Here is an 18332-nt window from a genome sequence, read left to right on the forward strand (position 1 = left end):
ATCCTGGGTCGAGCCCAGGATGACGGCATCGGAATTCCGGCCTCCTGCCCGATCATGCAAACGCGCCACCCCTCTCGATCCTCCCCCGCAAGGGGGAGGTGGCTGGCGCTTGCCAGACGGAGGGGGAGGTAAGCGAAACCGCTGTTCCGTGTCCTCCCCCTCCGTCGCCTTCGGCGCCACCTCCCCCTGACGGGGGAGGATCAGGTGTGCGCTGTCTCGCCGGCTCCACACCAGCTACTCGACGGCCCCGCGCAACGAACGGTAAAGGGGGAGCCGAAATCCGTGAAAGCCCGACCGATGTTCGATCTCGACGCCTATCTCACCCGTGTCGCCATGCCCGCGCGACCGACGCTCGATTCGATCGGCCTCGGCCGGCTGCAACATGCGCACCGACTCGCGATTCCGTTCGAGGATCTCGACGTCGTCCTCGGTCGCGGCCTCGCGATCGACGGCGCGTCGGTCTTCGCGAAACTCGTGACCGCGCGCCGCGGCGGCTATTGTTTCGAGCATAACCGCCTGTTCCTCGACGCGCTGGCCGCACTCGGCTTCACCGCGCGCCCGCTCCTCGCGCGTGTCTGGTATGCCGCGACCGACCTGCCGCCGCCGCTCACCCACACCTTTGCGCTGGTGACGATCGACGGGCAGGACTGGATCGCCGACACCGGCTTCGGCGGCAGCTACACGCCCGTCCTCCCGCTCGCGGACGGTGCCGAGGCGACCGCGCCCGACGGCGCACGCTTCCGCCTCGACGCCACCGAAAACGGCTGGATGCTGCTTCGCGACGGCGATCCGATGACGACCGACGGGCGCGGGGCAGGCGAGGGGTTCCAGCCGCAATACAGCTTCACGCTCGCGCAAGCCTTCGACGCCGATCTCGCAATGTCGAACCACTGGACCTCGACCGCGCCCGCCAGTCGCTTCACCCACACCCCGATCGCCAGCATCGTCCTGCCAAACGGGTTCGCGTCGCTGATCGGGCGAAATTACCGGCGGCGCTCGGGGACCGACACCAGCGTCGGCGAGATCACCGATCCACGTGTGTACCGCATCCGCATGAGCCTGTTGTTCGGGATCGACCTGAGCGTCGAGGATGTCGCCGCGCTGGGAATTTTTTAAGGCCTGGGTAAGGCTCTGGGGTCCCGAGCCCCAAGCCCCGAGCCCTAAGCCCTAAGCCCTAAGCCCCAAGCATGAAGTCCCCCACTCCCGTTCGTGCTGAGTAGCGACCGAGTAGCTGCGTCAGCAGCGTATCGAGGGCGCGTATCGAAGCATGGGTTCCGCGCGCCAACCTGTCCTTCGATACGTCCTCTCGATACGCCGCTTCGCGCCTACTCGATGACTACTCAGGACGAACGGAAGGGGGCAGGACGTAGGACGGAACGAGGGAATGCAGAACGAATGACGGGAGGGGTTTCAGGCCCGCTCACGCTCCAGCAGATCATGCGCATCCAACCCCAACAGATCGATATGCCCCAAAATCCTAGGCCACTGCGTCGTCACGAAATTCTCGCGCTCGGCCACCCGCAACGCTTCCGCAGCGCCAGGCATCACGAACATCCCGACGCCGCGGCGGACCTCGACATAGCCGTCGTCCTGGAAGCTCTGATACGCCTTGGCGACCGTCAGCGGATTGGCGCCCTGCTCGGCCGCGAACGCGCGCACCGACGGTAACTGGTCGCCCGCACGATAGTCGCCTCGAAGAATCCCCGCCGCGATCGTGCTGCGAAGTCGGATATATACGGGGCTGTCGTCGCTGCTGAGCGCTGTCATGCTGTTCTAATACAGCAATTAGGCGATTAGTCGAGTCTCACGATCCCCAGTGCGAGACGAGGCGTGCCATATCGGGGCGAGGGCGTTCGTCGAGCGCGCGCGACGGCGTGCCGATGAACATGAACCCGGCGATCCGCTCCGCCGCCGTGCCGAACGCATCGCGAACCGCGTCGGAATAAGCCGCCCAGCCGGTCAGCCAGCCGCCCGCAAAGCCCTCCGCATGGACCGCATGGAGCAGGTTCATGCACGCCGCACCCGCCGACAATTCCTGCTCCCACACCGGGATCTTGCTCTCCTTGGGCGATGACAGGACCACCACCAGGGTCGGCGCCTGATGCGCGAACTGGTCGAGCGATTCGCGTTCCAGCCGCGACGCATCCGGCCGCTCGGCAAGATAGGCGTCGGTAATCAGCCTCGACAGCGCCGCGCGCCGCTCGTCACCGACCACCACGAAGCGCCATGGCGTCAGCTTGCCGTGATCGGGCGTCCGCGCCGCGATCTCCAGAATCGTCGCGAGTTGATAGGAATCCGGGCCGGGGGCGATCAGGTCGCGCGGCTTGCCCGAGCGACGGGTGGCGAGCAGCGAGAGTGGCGTCGAGCGATCATTGAGCATGGTCCGGCAGATAGGCTTTGGCGTCTGATATTTACAGTCCGGGCTTTGTCGTTAAGTTGCGCGCGCATAACGGCTCCGCGTTCGACGGCGGCCAGGACGAGTTTCAGGGAGCGTAAGAATGGTGGACACCCCGACCGCGGATACCCCGCGAGAGCCGGATATCACCCATATCAACCCGGCGGCCGGCGAAACCTGGTTCGGGCACCCCCGCCAGCTCGCCCGCATGTTCACCACCGAGATGTGGGAGCGGTTCGGCTATTACGGCATGCGCGCGCTGCTCACGCTGTATCTCACCAAGCATTTCGTGTTCGGCGACCGCGAGGCGACCGGGCTTTACGGCGGCTATACCGCTCTGGTGTACCTGACGCCGCTGATCGGCGGGTATCTGGCGGACCAGTATCTCGGCTCGAAGCGCGCGGTGAAGTTCGGCGCGATCATCATGGCGCTCGGCTATCTGCTGCTCTGCTTCGGTGGCGAGACCGCCAAGCCGTACGCGACGATCGCCAACCAGCGGTACGCGATCGAAGTCGTGGAACAGGCGGACAGCGAAGTCCGCTATCTGGTCGACGGCGCGAACAAGCTGAAGATCAAGGGCAATGACGACGGCACCGTCTCGCTGCTCGCACCCGACGGCTCGACCGCGCGCACGGTCGAAAAGGGCGGCTTCGAATCGGGTGCCGAGCGCAACAGCTTCTACGTCACGATCATGCTGCTCGCGCTCTGCATGATCTCGGTCGGCAACGGCTTCTTCAAGCCCAACATCTCGACGATGGTCGGCGAGCTCTACGCGCAGGGCGACAAACGCCGCGATGCCGGGTTCACGATCTTCTACATGGGGATCAACCTGGGCTCGCTGTTCTCGCAGCTTCTCTGCCCGTTCCTCGCGGTCGCGTTCGGCTGGTGGGCGGGCTTCGGGCTCGCCGCGATCGGTATGCTGTTCTCGTGGACGCTGATCCAGTTCGATGGCGGCAAGCTCGACGGCTATGGCGAGCCGCCGGTCCGCACCGGTCCCGATCGCGCGCTCGGCATCTATGCGCTCGCGCTGCTCGGTATCCCGATCTTCTACCTGCTGTTCGTCAACCTGATGAACGCCGAGCCGCCGGTGCCGGGGTCGGGGATCATCGGCTACATCGTCTCGCTGTCGCTGATGGGCAAATTGCTGTTCGGCACGTTCCTGATCGCGGTGCCCGGCATCCTGATCTGGTCGTTCGTCAACGGCGAGCGTCGCGAATTCCAGATGATGCTCGCGGCGATGGTGCTGATCGTGTTCAACGTCGTCTTCTGGACGCTGTTCGAGCAGGCCGGCTCGTCGCTGACGCTGTTCGCGGATCGCAACACCGATCTCAGCATCTTCGGACTGTTCAGCATCTCGGCCGGCCAGACGCAGTTCTTCAACGCATTCTTCATCGTCGCGCTGGCGCCGGTGATGTCGATCCTGTGGACCAAGCTCGCCGCCAAGGGCATCGAGCCGTCGATCCCGGTCAAGTTCGGCATCGCGCTGATCGGCGTCGGCGTGGGCTTCCTGTTCCTGGTCTGGGGCGCAAGCATGGTCGGGCCGACGTTCAAGGTCGCCATCTGGTGGCTGGCAGGCCTGTATTTCATCCACTCGTTCGCCGAACTCTGCATCTCGCCGGTCGGCCTCAGCATGATCACCAAGCTGTCGATCGCGCGTGTCGTCGGGCTGATGATGGGCGTCTGGTTCCTGTCGATCTCGGTCGCACAGTACGTCGCGGGCGTCGTGGCGCAGGTGGCGAGCGTCGAGACGGTCGGCGGGCAGGTGACCAATTTGAAGGTCAGCCTGGATACCTATGCCGGCGTGTTCTGGACCATCGGGCTGGTCTCGGCCGGGATCGGCGTGCTGCTCCTGCTGATCTCGCCGCTGATCAGGAAGTGGATGCACGGGGTTCAGTGAGACTTCGTAGATCCTCCCCCGTCAGGGGGAGGTGGCTGGCGCTTGCCAGACGGAGGGGGAGGAAAGGGAAACCTTACGTTCCGTGTCCTCCCCCTCCGTCACCTTCGGCGACACCTCCCCCTGGCGGGGGAGGATCGATGCATCGATTTAGAGCCGCGTCATCGACAGGGCCTTCTCGCCGTAGCGCGGTCCGGCCGTCCCACCCCGCGGCGCCGCCGCATCCAGCTTCGCCAGATCGTCCGCCGACAGCGTCACGTCCGCCGCCTTCATGCTGTCTTCCAGCGTAACCCGACGCTTCGACCCCGGAATCGGCACGATGTCGTCGCCCTGCGCCAGCAGCCACGCGAGCGCGACCTGCGCAGGCGACGCCCCATGCATGTCGGCGATAGACTTCACCACCGCGACCATCTCCATGTTCTTGGCGAAGTTCTGCTCCGAATAGCGAGGGTCGTTGCGGCGGTAATCACCCTCGGGCAGGTCCGACCGCGCAGTGATCTGCCCCGTCAGGAACCCGCGACCCAGTGGCGAATACGGCACGAAGCCGATCCCGAGTTCGCGACACAGCGGCAGGATCTCGTCCTCCACATCGCGCTCCCACAACGAATATTCGCTCTGCAACGCCGCGATCGGATGCGTCGCCGCCGCGCGACGAATGGTGTCGAGCCCGGCTTCCGACAGCCCCAGATGTCGCACCTTGCCCTCGCGAACGAGGTCCGCCATCGCGCCGACGGTATCCTCGATCGGCACGCCCGGGTCGACGCGGTGCTGGTACAGCAGGTCGATCGTCTCGACGCCGAGCCGCTTCAACGATCCCTCGCACGCACGCCGCACATTGGCGGGCGTCGAGTCCACCCCGGTCATGCCGTTCTCGTCGTAGCGAAAGCCGAACTTGGTCGCGATCACGACGCCGTCGCGCTTGCCCCGGATCGCCTTGCCGAGCAGCTCCTCGTTGACCAGCGGGCCATAGATCTCGGCGGTATCGAACAGCGTCACGCCCAGCTCGATCGCGCGGTGGATCGTGGCGATGCTCTCTTGCGGCTCCGCTTCGCCGTACATGCCCTTGCCGATCCCGGCCATCGGCATGCAGCCGAGACCCAGCGCGGAAACCTCGAAATCAGGGCCGAGCGTGCGATATTTCATGGGGTATCTCCTGCGAGCCGTCCGGGCTGACCCCCGTTCTGGCAGACACGGAGATGGTGACGGCGGTGTCCATAGTCACGTTGCCGACGGTGCGAAACAGGTCGGGCACAGTCTCCACCGCGATGAGCAGCCCCAAAGCCTCGATCGGCACCCCCATCGCCAGCGAAACCGGCGCGACCGAGGCGACGAAACTGATCGTTCCCGGCAGCGACACCGAACTCATCGTCGTGATCGCCGCGGTCGCAACACCCGCGGCGAGTTGCGCCGGACCGATCGGCACGCCCAGCCAGTGCGCGACGTACAGCGCGACCGCGAGGTTCATCGCCGGGCTGGTCGCACGGAAGATCGCGACCGCCAGCGGGAGCACGATGCCCGCCGTCGCAGGGGATGCGCCGAGATCGACCGACCCCTTCAGCATCGCCGGCAGCGACGCGAGCGACGATTGCGTGCTGATCGCCACCGCCTGCGCCGGGGCGACCGCGCGCGCGAACCGTCCGAACGACACGCGCCCGCCGATCATCCCGACCGGATAGGCGGCGAGCAGCACGAGGAACCCGATCGCCGAAACGCAGACGATATAATGGAGCAACGCCCCGAACGCCGCCGTCCCGGTCCGCGCACCGACACCGTACGCGAGTGCGAAGATCCCGATTGGTGCGAGCTTCAGCACCCAGCCGATCAGCACCAGCAGCGCATCGACCACCGCCTGGAAGAACCCCGTCAGGATCGCGCGCTGCGCCGCTGGCAGCCGCGTGATCGCGAACGCGAACGCCAGCGCGAACACCGTCAGCGACAGGAACGAATCGCTCGCTGCCGCCGCGACGATGTTGGTCGGCACGATCCCATCGAAGAATGCGCCGATCCCCGGCACCGTGCCGATCGGCGCCGCCGTCGTCAGCGCCGCGCGCAACGCGGTGCTGAGAGTCTCTGGCAGCGGGAACAGGTCGAGTAGCACCGGCATGACGAACGCCGACATGATCGTCGTGCTCCACAGGATGACGACGATCATCAGGATCGCACGGCCGGTGATCCGTCCGGCCCGCGCCGCCTCTGCCGTCGCGCCGATGCCGGTCACGAGCAGCCCGACGATCAACGGCACGATCACCATCTGCAACCCGTGCAGCCATGCCGAACCGATCGGCTGCGTCACCGCCGTCACCGCCAGCGCGTTCGCCGGCGACCAGGCCGCTGCGGCGATGCCGATCGCGATACCGCCGACCAAGGCTGTAAGAATCCGTGTAGCCTGCGACATGCTCGCCCTTCGCGTTCCACCGCGCTATCAACGGCTTCAGGACTGGATACCGGACGGAAAGCGGAACGAATGGCAAGGAAATATTTCGGCACCGATGGCATTCGTGGTGCCACCAACACGTCGCCGATGACCGCGGCGATGGCGATGAAGGTCGGCATGGCGGCGGGCGCCTATTTCCTGCGCGGCGATCACCGCCACCGCGTCGTCATCGGCAAGGACACGCGATTGTCGGGCTATATGCTTGAATCGGCGTTGGTCGCGGGCTTCACCAGTGTCGGCATGGACGTGGTGATGGTCGGGCCGATGCCGACGCCTGCGGTGGCGATGCTCACCCAGTCGATGCGCGCCGATATCGGCGTGATGATCTCCGCCAGCCATAATCCATACGCGGACAACGGCATCAAGCTGTTCGGCCCCGACGGCTACAAGCTGTCCGACGAAGCCGAGGCGGCGATCGAGGCGTTGATCGACGGCGACATCCCGCTCGTCCCCTCCGACCAGATCGGCCGCGCGCGTCGGATCGACGACGCACAAGGTCGATACATCCATTTCGCGAAGTCTACCTTCCCCGAGAATCTGCGCCTCGACGGCATGAGGATCGTGCTCGATTGCGCGAACGGTGCCGCCTACAAGGTTGCACCCTCGGCGCTGTGGGAACTCGGCGCGGATGTGGTCGCGATCGGCGTGACGCCCAACGGCACCAACATCAACGACGGCGTCGGCTCGACCGCTCCGCAGGCGCTCGCGCAGGCCGTGATCGCCAACGGCGCCGATATCGGCATCGCGCTCGACGGCGATGCGGACCGGCTGATCGTGGTCGACGAGACCGGCACCATCGTCGATGGCGACCAGCTCATGGCGACGATCGCGGCCAGCTGGGCGCGGCAAGGGCGCCTAGCGGGGGGCGGGCTGGTCGCGACGGTAATGTCCAACCTCGGCCTCGAACGCCATCTCGCCGCGCAGGGCCTGGGCCTCGTCCGCACCGCGGTCGGCGATCGCCACGTGCTCGAGAAGATGCGGTCGAGCGGCTATAATGTCGGCGGCGAGCAATCGGGTCACATCATCCTCAGTGACTATGCGACGACCGGCGACGGGCTCGTTGCAGGATTGCAGATTCTCGCCGAGGTGAAGCGCTCGGGGGCACCGGCGAGCGAAGTGCTCCACCGGTTCGAGCCGCTGCCGCAGTTGTTGAAAAACGTGCGGTTCGCGGGAGGCAAGCCGCTCGACCACGACGCGGTCAAGGCGGTGATCGCCGAGGCCGAGGCCGAACTCGCCGGCAAGGGGCGGCTCGTCATCCGTCCGTCGGGCACCGAACCGGTGATCCGCGTGATGGCTGAAGGCGACGATCTCGGCCAGGTCGAGCGCGTCGTCGACCGGATCTGCGACGTGGTGCGCAAGGTAGCCGCCTGATGCTAGAGATGCGCGCCATTTGCGAACGCTGCGCCACCGAGCTTCCCGCGGCTGCACCGGGCGCGTTCATCTGCTCGTTCGAATGCACGTTTTGCGCGGAATGCGCGGATGCGCTCGACGAGCGTTGCCCGAACTGTGGTGGCGAACTGCTCGACCGTCCGACGCGGCTTGGCGAAGCGCCGCCACAAAAGCCGGCAGCGGGCAGGCGGCACTAGCGGAGATCGACGCGGTGTCTTCGATCCTGCCCCGCCAGGGGGAGGTGGCAGGCGTAGCCTGACGGAGGGGGAGGACACGGAACAGAGGTTTTCCTTTCCTCCCCCCTCCGTCTGGCAAGCGCCAGCCACCTCCCCCTGGCGGGGGAGGATCAGTGAGTGTCGATCGGCTTGGTTCGAACACTGTCCCACACACCAGCGATTATGCCATAGCGATTGCGATGACTGCCAGAATTCTCATCATCGCCGGTTCGGACTCAGGCGGCGGCGCCGGCATCCAGGCGGATATCAAGACCGTGACGATGCTCGGCGGCCACGCGATGACCGCCGTCACCGCGATCACCGCGCAGAACACGCTCGGCGTGCAGGCGGTCCACCAGATCCCGACCGACATGGTCCTCGCGCAGATCGACTCCGTCGTATCGGACATCGGCGTGGACGCAGTAAAGATCGGCATGATCGGCTCGGCGGACACCGCCACTGCCGTAGCCGACCGGCTCGAAACGTTCGATGTACCCATCGTCTTCGATCCCGTGATGATCGCAACAAGCGGTGCGGTTCTCGCCGATGCCGACACGATCGAGGCGTTCGAGCGGTTGATGGCCGTAGCGTCGCTCGTCACGCCGAATTTACCGGAGCTAGCAGCGCTGGGCGGTGCGGACGTGATCCTGAAATTCGGTTGTCATCTGTTGGTCAAAGGCGGTCACGGTGAAGGTCGATATATTACCGACAGGCTGTTCTCGCCGAGGGGATTGGTCCGAGAATTGACCGGCAAGCGGATCGATACGACCAGCACGCACGGCACGGGTTGTACGCTCGCCAGCGCATTGGCCTGCGGATTAGGGGCAGGGTTGCCGATCGAAAAGGCATTCGAACGCGCTGCATCGTTCGTCCGCATTGCCTTGATCGAAGCGCCGGGTCTCGGGCAAGGGCACGGTCCGATGGGTCAGCAGTTCGTGACCGATTTTCAAACTCAAGACGATGAAGACCGCTGATGCCCGGCATGAAACACGAAAAGCTCTGCGTCGGCCCCGTCGCCGGCGTCGATGAAGCCGGCCGCGGTCCGCTCGCCGGGCCGGTCGTGGCCGCCGCCGTGATTCTCCCGCCCAAAGGCGTCCCCCGTGGCATCGACGACTCCAAAAAGCTCTCCGCCTCGACACGCGAACGGCTCTGCGCGCGCCTCAAGGGCTGCGCGATCGTCGGCATCGGTATCATCGAACCCGAAGAGATCGACACGCTCAATATCTACTGGGCGACGATGAAGGCGATGACCCTCGCGGTCGATGCGCTCGCCACCGAACTCGGCCACGCGCCCGGCCATGTCCTGGTCGACGGCAACCGCCTGCCGCGCTGGACCTACCCCGCCACGCCCCTCGTCGGCGGCGACGCGAAATCTCTGTCGATCGCCGCCGCATCGATCGTCGCAAAGCATACCCGCGACCTGATCATGATCGCCGCCGCCGACCGGCATCCCGAATATAACTGGCATTCGAACAAGGGTTACGGCTGCGCGCACCACATGAAGGCGCTCCGCGATCACGGCCCCACGCCGATTCACCGCCGCAGTTTCGCGCCGGTCGCCGCCGCCTATCTCGCCCGCGAGGGACTTTTCGCAAAGGAAACGACGAGCTGAGTCTTTCGCGCCACACCCCAAGGGCTTGAGCCGCGAGTCTCCCACGACTCAACATCTGGACGAAGCCGACTCCTTTGGTCGCAACGGCGGAATCGCACCGAAACGCCGTTAACGAATGTTTGCTTGACGGAGTCGGACAATTCCGCCGCTATGGGTCCGATAAGGGGCGGAAATCATGGGTTTGATCGACACGATCGCACGGCCGCGTGCGAAGAAGACAGTGGAGCCGGCGGTTCAGCCGGTCCTCCCGCTCGACCAGATTTTACGCGGCGACTGCATCGAACGGATGAAGGCGCTCCCGTCGAACTCGATCGACATGATCTTCGCCGACCCCCCGTATAACCTCCAGCTCGGCGGCGAACTCTACCGTCCCGACGGGTCGCACGTGGACGCGGTCACCGACGACTGGGACAAGTTCGACACCTTCGCCGCGTACGACCGCTTCACCCGCGCCTGGCTCAAGGAAGCACGCCGCATCCTCAAGGACGACGGCTCGCTCTGGGTCATCGGCAGCTATCACAATATCTTCCGCGTCGGTGCGGCGGTGCAGGATCTCGGCTACTGGATCCTCAACGACATCGTCTGGCGCAAGACCAACCCGATGCCGAACTTCCGCGGCACCCGCTTCACCAACGCGCACGAGACTCTGATCTGGGCGTCGAAGGGCGAGAAGGCGAAGTATCACTTCAACTACCGCGCGATGAAGACGCTCAACGACGAGCTCCAGATGCGCAGCGACTGGGAGTTCCCGACCTGCGGCGGCGCCGAGCGGCTGAAGAAGAACGGCACAAAGGTGCATCCGACGCAGAAGCCCGAGGCGCTGCTGTACCGGATCCTGCTCGCCTGCACCGAGCCCGGCGACGTCGTGCTCGACCCGTTCTTCGGCACCGGCACGACCGGCGCAGTGGCCAAGCGGCTCGGTCGCAGCTGGATCGGCATCGATCGCGAGGGCGACTATATCGAAGCCGCACAGGAGCGGATCGAGGCCGCGTTGCCGCTCGACGAATCGGCGATCCGCACGATGATGAGCCCGCGCACGCAGCCCAAGGTCGCGTTCGGGGTGCTCGTCGAGAACGCGTATCTGACACCCGGCGCGGTGCTGACCGATTCGAAGCGCCGCTGGCGCGCGACGATCCGCGCCGACGGCTCGCTGCTGAGCGACTGCGGCACGATCGGCTCGATCCACAAGCTCGGCTCGACGCTCCAGAACGCGCCCGCGTGCAACGGCTGGAGCTTCTGGCATTACGAGAGCGACAAGGGCCTGAAGCCGATCGACGACCTCCGGCAGACGTACCTGCTGGCAACCACGGTCTGAGCCACGCGGACGCGTCCATCTCGTCCTAACCAAGACCGTCACCCCAGCGAAAGCTGGGCTCTCCCGCGACGACGCGCCACGGATGCGGCGGGAGATCCCAGCTTTCGCTGGGATGACGGGTATTGGCAGACGTGCCGGTTTGGCTACGGGCCGGTTCAGCGAACGTGCCGGTTCAGCGAACATGACGGCTAGCGAGCGCAACGTCTTTCGCGGAGCGGACGGACTGGAGTAGATCACGCCGATGACCCGCCTTCACCTCCGCCCCGTCCAGTTCGTCGACACCCCGATCGGTTACGAAGACGGCAGGGTCGCGCGCATCGCGGGTGGCCTGCAGTGGTTCGCCGCGTACGAGGTGATCGAAGGCCGCGCCCGCCGCACCATCCCCGTCGCCGACATCGCGACGCTGGGCGAGCGCGCCGCGTACCTCCACGCTGCCATCACCGCCCCCCGCGCCGCCCTCCAGCTCGGCGAACGCACGCTCCGCTTCGAGCAGCCGATCGTCGCCGGCATCCTCAACGTCACCCCCGACAGCTTCTCCGACGGCGGCAAGCATGTCGACGATCCTGCCGCCGCCGCTGCCGCCGGGATCGACATGGCCGCCGCCGGCGCGACGATGATCGACGTCGGCGGGGAATCGACTCGCCCCGGTGCCTCCGCCGTATGGGAGGGCGACGAGATCGCGCGCCTGGTCCCCGTCGTCGAACGCCTCGCGCGCGCCGGCGCGATCGTCTCGGTCGATACCCGCAAGGCCGCGGTCATGGAGGCAACGCTCGCCGCCGGCGCGCATATCGTCAACGACGTCGCCGCGCTTCTGTGGGACGACCGCGCGCTGGATGTCGTCGCGAAGAGCGGCTGCCCGGTCGTCCTGATGCACTCGCCCGACCCCAAGAAGGGCGGGCACGGCGACGGCGGCTACGCCAACGTTCTGACCGACGTGTTCGACTGGCTCGAAACCCGCATCGCCGCGGTCGTCGCGGGCGGCGTCGAGCGGTCGCGAATCATGGTCGATCCCGGCATCGGCTTCGGCAAGACGCTCAGCCAGAACCTCGCGTTGCTCAACGGCCTCGCGATCTTCCACGGACTGGGTTGCCCGATCATGCTGGGCGCAAGCCGCAAGCGCCTGATCGGCGCGCTCTCGAACGAAGCGCCCGTCGACCAGCGACTCGCCGGCTCGCTCGCGCTGGCCCTCAAAGGCGCAGAGTCCGGCGTCCAGATCCTCCGCGTCCACGACGTCGCGGAGACCGTACAGGCGGTAAGGATCTGGCGCGGGCTGCGCGATCAGTCGCTCGTTGGCGGCTAAGCGGGGGCGGCTAAGCGGGGGCGGCTAAGCGGGAGCGGTTAAGCAGGGGTGGCTAAGCAGGGGTGGCTACGCAGGGGTGGCTACGCGGGGTGGCGGATGATCGCTGCATTGCAGCGAAACGCCTTTTCGCGCATTAAAAGCCTTGTAAACAAGGGAGCTTTCGTTTGATCGTCACTGCTACACCGCGCATGAGCCAGATCCTCAGCGAAGTCTGGCGCCCGCTGCTCGGCCTCTTCGTCTGGGACGTGGTCGTCACGATCACCTATTACGTGCTGCCGTTCCACGCGCCCGCGCTGCCCCTGACGCTGTTCGGTACTGCCCTCGCGCTGTTCCTCGGCTTTCGTGATAACTCGGCGTATCAGCGCTGGTGGGAAAGCCGCGGGCTTTGGGGCCTGATGATCAACGCCTCGCGCAGCCTGGCACGTATGGCGCGCAACATGTTGCCCGAGCCCGAGGGCCACGACATGAAGCGGACGATCGTCCTCCGCCAGATCGCGTATGTGAACGCGCTGCGCTGTCAGTTGCGCAAGCAGCCTGCGGCACCCGAAGTGCTGCGCTTCCTGTCGCAGGACGAGGCCTCGTTTGCGCTCGAACGGACCAACATCGCCAACGGCCTGCTCGACGGAACCGGCCGCCGGATCGACATCGCGCGCCGCAACGGCTGGATCGATACGATCCAGCAGACGCAGTTCGAGGCGATCCTGGTCGACATCGCCAACGCGCAGGGCGGCATGGAGCGCATCAAGAACACGCCGTTGCCCAACCAGTACCGGTTCTTCCCGAGCCTGTTCACGCGCTTGTTCTGCGTTTTGCTGCCGATCGGCTTGGTCGAGACGCTGGGTTATGCGACCCCGGTCGGCTCGACGATCGCCGGCCTGATGTTCCTTGCCGTGCTGCAGATCGGCGATGATCTGGTCGATCCGTTCGCGGACACGATCCACGACGTCCCGCTCAGCGCGATGTGCCGCACGATCGAGATCGACCTGCTCCAGGCGATCGGCGATCCGGCGCCCGAGCCGTTGCAGCCCGAGAAGGGTGTGCTCTGGTAGGCTGATCGGTCGGCGGTGCGGCGTGGGACGTCGGAACCCTTCGGTTCAGACCTGCCGCCCGCCGCCCCGGTCGAGCAGTCGATCGATCGACCAGCGGCCGCTGCCGACGATCAGCAGATACAGGCATCCGAGCAGCATGGTGAGATCCGCACGGCTCTCATGCTGAGCGCTCCAGAAGCCGTAGCGCTTGAAGTCGGGAAGGCTGAACGGTCCAAGCTCATGTCCCAACAGGATCGGAAGTTTGGTCGTGATCAGCGCCACGATCATCGTCACGATCAGCGGAATGGCGGCAAGCCGGATGAACAGCCCGACGATGATGAGCGCCCCGCAGACTAGCTCCACAATGCCGACGAACGGTCCCGTCACCTCAGGATAGGGGATGCCGATCTTCGCGAAGCGGCCTGCGCCCAGGATGTCGGGAAACAGCAGCTTCTGGATGCCTTCGGGCAAAAACACGACCAGGCCGACCGCCAACCGGATCAGGATCGTTGACGGACTCGCGGTACTGCGGATGATGCTCGTGAACATGCGGAGGCTATACTGCGTTCGATGACGAACGAGCAAAGCATCCTTACGCACCGTGGCAGAGTCGGCGAGGTATTTGCCGCGTTCCTGAAGCTCGGGCTCACCTCGTTCGGAGGACCGATCGCCCATCTCGGCTATTTCCGCGAGGCCTTCGTGGTGCGGCGTCGCTGGATCGACGAAGCGGGCTACGCCGATCTGGTCGCGCTCTGCCAGTTTCTGCCCGGCCCCGCCTCTAGCCAGGTCGGGTTCGCGCTGGGACTGTTGCGCGCCGGGCCGCTGGGCGCGGTCGCCGCCTGGGTCGGGTTCACGTTTCCCTCCGCCTGCCTGATGCTGCTGTTCGCGTATGGCGCGTCGCGTTTTGACGGTCCGTTGGGTATCGCCGTCATTCACGGCCTCAATCTCGTCGCGGTTGCGGTCGTCGCGCAAGCGGTGTGGGGTATGGCGCGCACGCTCACGCCGGATCGGTCGCGCACGGCACTGGCGCTTGCGGCGCTTGTCACGGTGACGCTGCTGGGCGGGGCATGGGGGCAGGTTGCCGCGATCGGTGTGGGCGCGATGGGCGGCATCTGGCTGTGCCGAACCACGGTAACCGCCACCCGTCGGCCGATCCGGTTCAAGGTTTCCCGGACGGTCGGTGTCGCCTGTCTTGCCCTGTTCGCGCTTTTGCTCGTCGGTCTGCCGTTGTTCGCTTCGACGTCGGGCTTGCAGGGATTGGCCCTGTTCGATGCGTTTTATCGATCCGGCGCCTTGGTGTTCGGCGGCGGACATGTCGTGCTGCCCTTACTGCAAGCTGCCGTGGTCGAGCCCGGCTGGACCGACGACGCTACGTTCCTGGCCGGCTATGGCGTGGCGCAAGCCGTGCCCGGGCCGCTGTTCACCTTCGCCGCCTATCTGGGCGCGGTGATCGCCCCTGTTCCGCGCGGCATATTGGGCGCAGCGGTGGCACTCGTTGCGATCTTCCTTCCCGGACTGCTGATCTTGATAGGTGCGCTGCCCTTCTGGGACGCGTTGCGCGCCCGTCCGGCGGCACAAGCGGCGTTACGCGGTGTCAACGCCGCGGTCGTGGGTATCCTCGCCGCGGCACTCTACAATCCGGTTTGGGTCAGTGCGGTCGTTGGCCCCTATGATTTCGCGATCGCCGCTGCCGGTTTCGGTCTCCTGACCGTCTGGAGACTGCCGCCAATCGCCGTGGTTGCGCTGATGACGTCGCTCGCGGTTGCCTGGTCGATATAGCGTATCCCGGCGCCTGGAAAAGGCACCGGGACCGGCGTGTCCCTCACCTCAGGCGGCGTTGTCGATCCCTAGGTCGCTGAGCTTGCGGTACAGCGTCGAGCGGCCGATGCCGAGGCGGCGGGCGACTTCGGTCATGCGGCCGCGGTAATGGCCGATCGCAAGGCGGATCACGTCGGCCTCGATCTCCTCGAGCGCGCGCAGATTGCCGTCGGGGCGGAACAGCGTGACCCCGCCACCGCCTGCAGCCACCGTGGCCGGGCCGCGCTGGCGATTGCCCAGCGCGGCGATCTGCGGGAAATCCTCTTCCGTCAGCGCGGCGCCTTCGCACAGCACGGCCGCGCGAAAGAGCGCGTTCTGCAACTGGCGGACGTTGCCGGGCCAGTCGTAGTGCACCAGCAGCTTCAGTGCGGCGTCGGTGATCCCGAGCGGTCTCAGCCCCGGTTGCTCGGCGATCCGCGCGAGCAGGTGACGGGCGAGCGCCGGGATGTCGCCCGTCCGTTCGCGTAACGGCGGGATCGTCACCTGCACCGCGTTCAGCCGGTAATAGAGATCCTCGCGGAACCGCCCCGCCTCGACCTCGTCGAGCAGCCGCTGGTTGGTCGCGGCGATCACCCGGACGTCGACGTCACGCGAATGGCGCGCGCCGATCGGCTGGACCTCGCCGGTGTGGAGCAAGTGGAGCAGCTTGGCCTGTGCCTCCAGCGGCATCTCGCCGATCTCGTCGAGGAACAGCGTGCCGCCATCGGCATCGTGGAACCGGCCGATCTTGCGTTCGAACGCGCCGGTGAACGCACCTTCCTCGTGGCCGAACAATTCCGATTCGATCAGGTTGGCGGGCATCGCCGCGCAATTGACGGTAATCATCGGCTTCTTGGCGCGCGGCGAGGCGGCGTGGATCGCCTCGGCGACGACCGCCTTGCCGACCCCGCTCTCGCCCTCGACCAGCACCGCGACGCGCGCACGGGCCGCCTTGGCCGCGATCGCCAATGCGGCACGGAAATCGGGGGAGGAGCCGACGATCTCGTCGAACGCGAGCAGTGCGGGAATCTTTTCGGTGAGGGGGCGCAGTTCGCCCGCGGCGGTGCCGGCGATCGCCGCCTCCAGTGCGGCGAGCACGCGGTCGGGGGCGAGCGGCTTGACGAGGAAGTCGGTGGCGCCGGCGCGCATCGCCGAGACCGCGTGCGCGACCGAGCCGTTGGCGGTGAGCATCAGGATCGGCAGCGCGGGGCGACGTTCGCGGAGTTCGGCGATCAGCGCGGTCGCGTCGCCATCGGGGGCGGAGTGATCGAGCAGGATCGCGTCGAGCTGCATCCCGTCCTGCGTGCCGAGCGTGGCGATCGCCATCTCGGCGTCGGTCGCGAACACCGCGCGCCAGCCGCCGCGGGCGGCGAGCGTCGCCACCAGCCGGCGCTGTGCGGGCTCGTCGTCGATCAATAATACTAGGCGCTGGCCGTTGCGCGTCATGGCGAATCCTGTCCCGTTCCGGCACGTGCAATAACTACGTTAAGTAAAGAGCGACTTAAATGTCTTGCTTGGCGTTCGGGGATACGCGCGATAAGGTCTTGGTCATAGAGGATGAAACTCACAGGATTGGGGCACGAACCATGGCCGGCAACGGAGACATGAAGGCGCACGTCGCGACCTATTCGAGCGTGACGGGGATGATGAAATGGGGCTCGGTCGGGTGCGCGCTGGTCGTCGCGCTCGTCATCTGGCTGATCTCGTAACATCATGAAGATCGCCGTCCTGAAAGAGCAAGCGGATGGCGAGCGGCGGGTTTCCGCGACGCCGGAAACGGTGAAGAAGTTCATCGCGCTGGGCGCGACGCTGGCAGTGGAGACGGGGGCGGGCGAGACGGCCTCGATCGCCGATGCTGCTTATGCCGATGCGGGCGCGTCGGTTGGCGATCGTGCGGCGACGCTCGCGGGGGCGGATATCGTGCTCGGCGTGCAGGGGCCTGATCCTGCGTCGCTCGCCGGCGTCGCGCCGGGGGCGTGGATCGTGGCCAGCCTCAATCCTTTTGCAGAGCGCGCGCGGATCGAGGCCTATGCCGCGGCCGGGTACGAAGCGCTGGCGATGGAGTTCATGCCGCGGATCACGCGCGCGCAGTCGATGGATATCCTGTCGTCGCAGTCGAACCTGTCGGGCTACAAGGCGGTGCTCGACGCAGCGGCCGAATATGGTCGCGCGTTTCCGATGATGATGACCGCGGCAGGGACGATCTCCGCGGCGAAGGCATTCGTGATGGGCGTCGGCGTCGCCGGGCTCCAGGCGATCGCGACCGCGCGGCGGCTCGGCGCGCAGGTGTCGGCGACCGATGTCCGTGCCGCGACCCGCGAGCAGATCCAGTCGCTTGGTGCGAAACCGATCTTCGTCGAGACCATCGCGGGGATCGAAGGCGAGGGGACGGGCGGGTACGCCGGCGAGATGTCGCCCGAATACCAGGCCGCGCAGGCCGAGCTCGTCTCGGGGCATATCGCCAAGCAGGACATCGTCATCACCACCGCGCTGATCCCCGGGCGCGCCGCGCCGCGGTTGATCTCGGCGGCACAGGTCGCGAGCATGAAGCCGGGCTCGGTGATCGTCGATCTCGCGGTCGAACAGGGCGGCAACGTCGAGGGGTCGGTTGCGGGCGAAGTGGTCGTGGTGAACGGCGTGAAGATCGTCGGCCACCGCAACGTGCCGTCGCGCCTTGCGGCAGATGCCAGCGCGCTGTTCAGCCGCAACCTCTACAACTTCCTCAACGCCTTCTGGGACAAGGAGGCGGGCAAGCCCGTGCTCGACGCGGAAATCGGTGACGCGGTGCGGCTGACGCACGGCGGCAAGATCGTGAACCCGCGGTTGCTGTCTTGATAATCGATCCTCCCCTGCAAGGGGAGGTGGCGCGCCTTGGCGCGACGGAGGGGTATCGCCGCTCGTTATCGTGCGCACCATTACGACGGGCGACACCCCTCCGTCAGGCTGGCGCCTG

The 18332-nt window shown here is 66.3% G+C and carries 18 protein-coding genes; 12 read left to right on the plus strand and 6 right to left on the minus strand.

Annotated elements, in window-relative coordinates; genetic code table 11:
- Positions 1-297: 297 nt before the first annotated feature.
- Positions 298-1116, plus strand: coding sequence for an arylamine N-acetyltransferase family protein (locus SPHN_RS16785; protein WP_248524918.1), 819 nt, complete (start codon positions 298-300; stop codon positions 1114-1116).
- 294 nt (positions 1117-1410) lie between these two features.
- Here SPHN_RS16785 and SPHN_RS16790 read toward each other — a convergent pair whose 3' ends face one another.
- Positions 1411-1767 (minus strand): GntR family transcriptional regulator, encoded by a 357-nt coding sequence (locus tag SPHN_RS16790; protein WP_056053547.1) that lies wholly within the window; start codon positions 1765-1767, stop codon positions 1411-1413.
- 37 nt (positions 1768-1804) lie between these two features.
- Positions 1805-2380: a nitroreductase family protein gene (locus SPHN_RS16795; protein ID WP_248524919.1), complete on the minus strand. Its 576-nt coding sequence runs from the start codon at positions 2378-2380 to the stop codon at positions 1805-1807.
- A gap of 118 nt (positions 2381-2498) precedes the next feature.
- Here SPHN_RS16795 and SPHN_RS16800 point away from each other — a divergent pair, with 118 nt between their 5' ends.
- Complete coding sequence (locus SPHN_RS16800) at positions 2499-4292, plus strand: peptide MFS transporter (protein WP_248524920.1); 1794 nt, start codon at positions 2499-2501, stop codon at positions 4290-4292.
- Positions 4293-4439: 147 nt separating this feature from the next.
- Here the strand turns inward: SPHN_RS16800 and SPHN_RS16805 are convergent, their stop codons facing one another.
- Both SPHN_RS16805 and SPHN_RS16810 read right to left on the minus strand, forming a co-directional pair.
- Positions 4440-5432: an aldo/keto reductase gene (locus SPHN_RS16805; protein ID WP_248524921.1), complete on the minus strand. Its 993-nt coding sequence runs from the start codon at positions 5430-5432 to the stop codon at positions 4440-4442.
- Positions 5407-6684, minus strand: a complete 1278-nt coding sequence (locus tag SPHN_RS16810) for a dicarboxylate/amino acid:cation symporter (protein WP_248524922.1) — start codon at positions 6682-6684, stop codon at positions 5407-5409. The genes SPHN_RS16805 and SPHN_RS16810 overlap by 26 nt, the downstream gene beginning before the upstream one ends.
- A gap of 69 nt (positions 6685-6753) precedes the next feature.
- On the opposite strand from SPHN_RS16810, the gene glmM reads away from it, so the two are divergent.
- The 7 genes from glmM (at position 6754) to SPHN_RS16845 (ending at position 13603) form a co-directional block, all read left to right on the plus strand.
- Positions 6754-8094, plus strand: coding sequence for a phosphoglucosamine mutase (gene glmM / locus SPHN_RS16815; RefSeq protein ID WP_248524923.1), 1341 nt, complete (start codon positions 6754-6756; stop codon positions 8092-8094).
- Complete coding sequence (locus tag SPHN_RS16820) at positions 8094-8309, plus strand: DUF1272 domain-containing protein (protein ID WP_248524924.1); 216 nt, start codon at positions 8094-8096, stop codon at positions 8307-8309. The genes glmM and SPHN_RS16820 overlap by 1 nt, the downstream gene beginning before the upstream one ends.
- A 218-nt stretch (positions 8310-8527) precedes the next feature.
- Complete coding sequence (gene thiD, locus SPHN_RS16825) at positions 8528-9301, plus strand: bifunctional hydroxymethylpyrimidine kinase/phosphomethylpyrimidine kinase (RefSeq protein WP_248524925.1); 774 nt, start codon at positions 8528-8530, stop codon at positions 9299-9301.
- Complete coding sequence (locus SPHN_RS16830) at positions 9301-9939, plus strand: ribonuclease HII (RefSeq protein ID WP_248524927.1); 639 nt, start codon at positions 9301-9303, stop codon at positions 9937-9939. Before thiD ends, SPHN_RS16830 begins: the two co-directional genes overlap by 1 nt.
- Positions 9940-10114: 175 nt before the next feature.
- The gene (locus SPHN_RS16835; protein ID WP_282580622.1) at positions 10115-11254 is read left to right on the plus strand and encodes a site-specific DNA-methyltransferase; all 1140 of its coding nucleotides are present in this window, start codon (positions 10115-10117) and stop codon (positions 11252-11254) included.
- Between the two features lie 241 nt (positions 11255-11495).
- Positions 11496-12554 carry a dihydropteroate synthase gene (folP, locus tag SPHN_RS16840; protein ID WP_248524929.1) on the plus strand — a complete coding sequence of 353 codons (1059 nt, stop codon included), beginning with the start codon at positions 11496-11498 and terminating at the stop codon, positions 12552-12554.
- Positions 12555-12718: 164 nt separating this feature from the next.
- A complete protein-coding gene (locus SPHN_RS16845; protein ID WP_248524931.1) occupies positions 12719-13603 on the plus strand; it encodes a bestrophin family protein in 885 nt (294 codons plus the stop codon).
- 45 nt (positions 13604-13648) lie between these two features.
- Here the strand turns inward: SPHN_RS16845 and SPHN_RS16850 are convergent, their stop codons facing one another.
- The gene (locus tag SPHN_RS16850) at positions 13649-14131 is read right to left on the minus strand and encodes a DoxX family protein (protein ID WP_248524933.1); all 483 of its coding nucleotides are present in this window, start codon (positions 14129-14131) and stop codon (positions 13649-13651) included.
- 21 nt (positions 14132-14152) lie between these two features.
- On the opposite strand from SPHN_RS16850, the gene chrA reads away from it, so the two are divergent.
- Positions 14153-15361 carry a chromate efflux transporter gene (gene chrA, locus SPHN_RS16855; protein ID WP_248524935.1) on the plus strand — a complete coding sequence of 403 codons (1209 nt, stop codon included), beginning with the start codon at positions 14153-14155 and terminating at the stop codon, positions 15359-15361.
- A gap of 48 nt (positions 15362-15409) precedes the next feature.
- On the opposite strand, the gene SPHN_RS16860 is transcribed toward chrA, so the two are convergent.
- On the minus strand, positions 15410-16825 hold the full coding sequence (locus SPHN_RS16860; RefSeq protein WP_248524937.1) for a sigma-54-dependent transcriptional regulator: 1416 nt from the start codon (positions 16823-16825) through the stop codon (positions 15410-15412).
- Between the two features lie 59 nt (positions 16826-16884).
- Between SPHN_RS16860 and SPHN_RS18545 the strand changes: the two genes are divergently transcribed.
- Positions 16885-17088: an aa3-type cytochrome c oxidase subunit IV gene (locus SPHN_RS18545; protein ID WP_332798045.1), complete on the plus strand. Its 204-nt coding sequence runs from the start codon at positions 16885-16887 to the stop codon at positions 17086-17088.
- Positions 17089-17092: 4 nt separating this feature from the next.
- Positions 17093-18214, plus strand: a complete 1122-nt coding sequence (locus tag SPHN_RS16870) for an NAD(P) transhydrogenase subunit alpha (protein ID WP_248524939.1) — start codon at positions 17093-17095, stop codon at positions 18212-18214.
- Positions 18215-18332 lie beyond the last annotated feature (118 nt).

Origin of the sequence: Sphingomonas faeni (assembly GCF_023195535.1) — a bacterium.
GTDB classification, from domain to species: domain Bacteria; phylum Pseudomonadota; class Alphaproteobacteria; order Sphingomonadales; family Sphingomonadaceae; genus Sphingomonas; species Sphingomonas faeni_B.

Excerpts from the sequence above, each read along its gene's own strand:
- SPHN_RS16785 (WP_248524918.1), top strand. The coding sequence starts at position 298 with ATGTTCGATCTCGACGCCTATCTCACCCGTGTCGCCATGCCCGCGCGA.
- SPHN_RS16790 (WP_056053547.1), bottom strand. The coding sequence starts at position 1,767 with ATGACAGCGCTCAGCAGCGACGACAGCCCCGTATATATCCGACTTCGC.
- SPHN_RS16795 (WP_248524919.1), bottom strand. The coding sequence starts at position 2,380 with ATGCTCAATGATCGCTCGACGCCACTCTCGCTGCTCGCCACCCGTCGC.
- SPHN_RS16800 (WP_248524920.1), top strand. The coding sequence starts at position 2,499 with ATGGTGGACACCCCGACCGCGGATACCCCGCGAGAGCCGGATATCACC.
- SPHN_RS16805 (WP_248524921.1), bottom strand. The coding sequence starts at position 5,432 with ATGAAATATCGCACGCTCGGCCCTGATTTCGAGGTTTCCGCGCTGGGT.
- SPHN_RS16810 (WP_248524922.1), bottom strand. The coding sequence starts at position 6,684 with ATGTCGCAGGCTACACGGATTCTTACAGCCTTGGTCGGCGGTATCGCG.
- glmM (WP_248524923.1), top strand. The coding sequence starts at position 6,754 with ATGGCAAGGAAATATTTCGGCACCGATGGCATTCGTGGTGCCACCAAC.
- SPHN_RS16820 (WP_248524924.1), top strand. The coding sequence starts at position 8,094 with ATGCTAGAGATGCGCGCCATTTGCGAACGCTGCGCCACCGAGCTTCCC.
- thiD (WP_248524925.1), top strand. The coding sequence starts at position 8,528 with ATGACTGCCAGAATTCTCATCATCGCCGGTTCGGACTCAGGCGGCGGC.
- SPHN_RS16830 (WP_248524927.1), top strand. The coding sequence starts at position 9,301 with ATGCCCGGCATGAAACACGAAAAGCTCTGCGTCGGCCCCGTCGCCGGC.
- SPHN_RS16835 (WP_282580622.1), top strand. The coding sequence starts at position 10,115 with ATGGGTTTGATCGACACGATCGCACGGCCGCGTGCGAAGAAGACAGTG.
- folP (WP_248524929.1), top strand. The coding sequence starts at position 11,496 with ATGACCCGCCTTCACCTCCGCCCCGTCCAGTTCGTCGACACCCCGATC.
- SPHN_RS16850 (WP_248524933.1), bottom strand. The coding sequence starts at position 14,131 with ATGTTCACGAGCATCATCCGCAGTACCGCGAGTCCGTCAACGATCCTG.
- chrA (WP_248524935.1), top strand. The coding sequence starts at position 14,153 with ATGACGAACGAGCAAAGCATCCTTACGCACCGTGGCAGAGTCGGCGAG.
- SPHN_RS16860 (WP_248524937.1), bottom strand. The coding sequence starts at position 16,825 with ATGACGCGCAACGGCCAGCGCCTAGTATTATTGATCGACGACGAGCCC.
- SPHN_RS18545 (WP_332798045.1), top strand. The coding sequence starts at position 16,885 with ATGTCTTGCTTGGCGTTCGGGGATACGCGCGATAAGGTCTTGGTCATA.
- SPHN_RS16870 (WP_248524939.1), top strand. The coding sequence starts at position 17,093 with ATGAAGATCGCCGTCCTGAAAGAGCAAGCGGATGGCGAGCGGCGGGTT.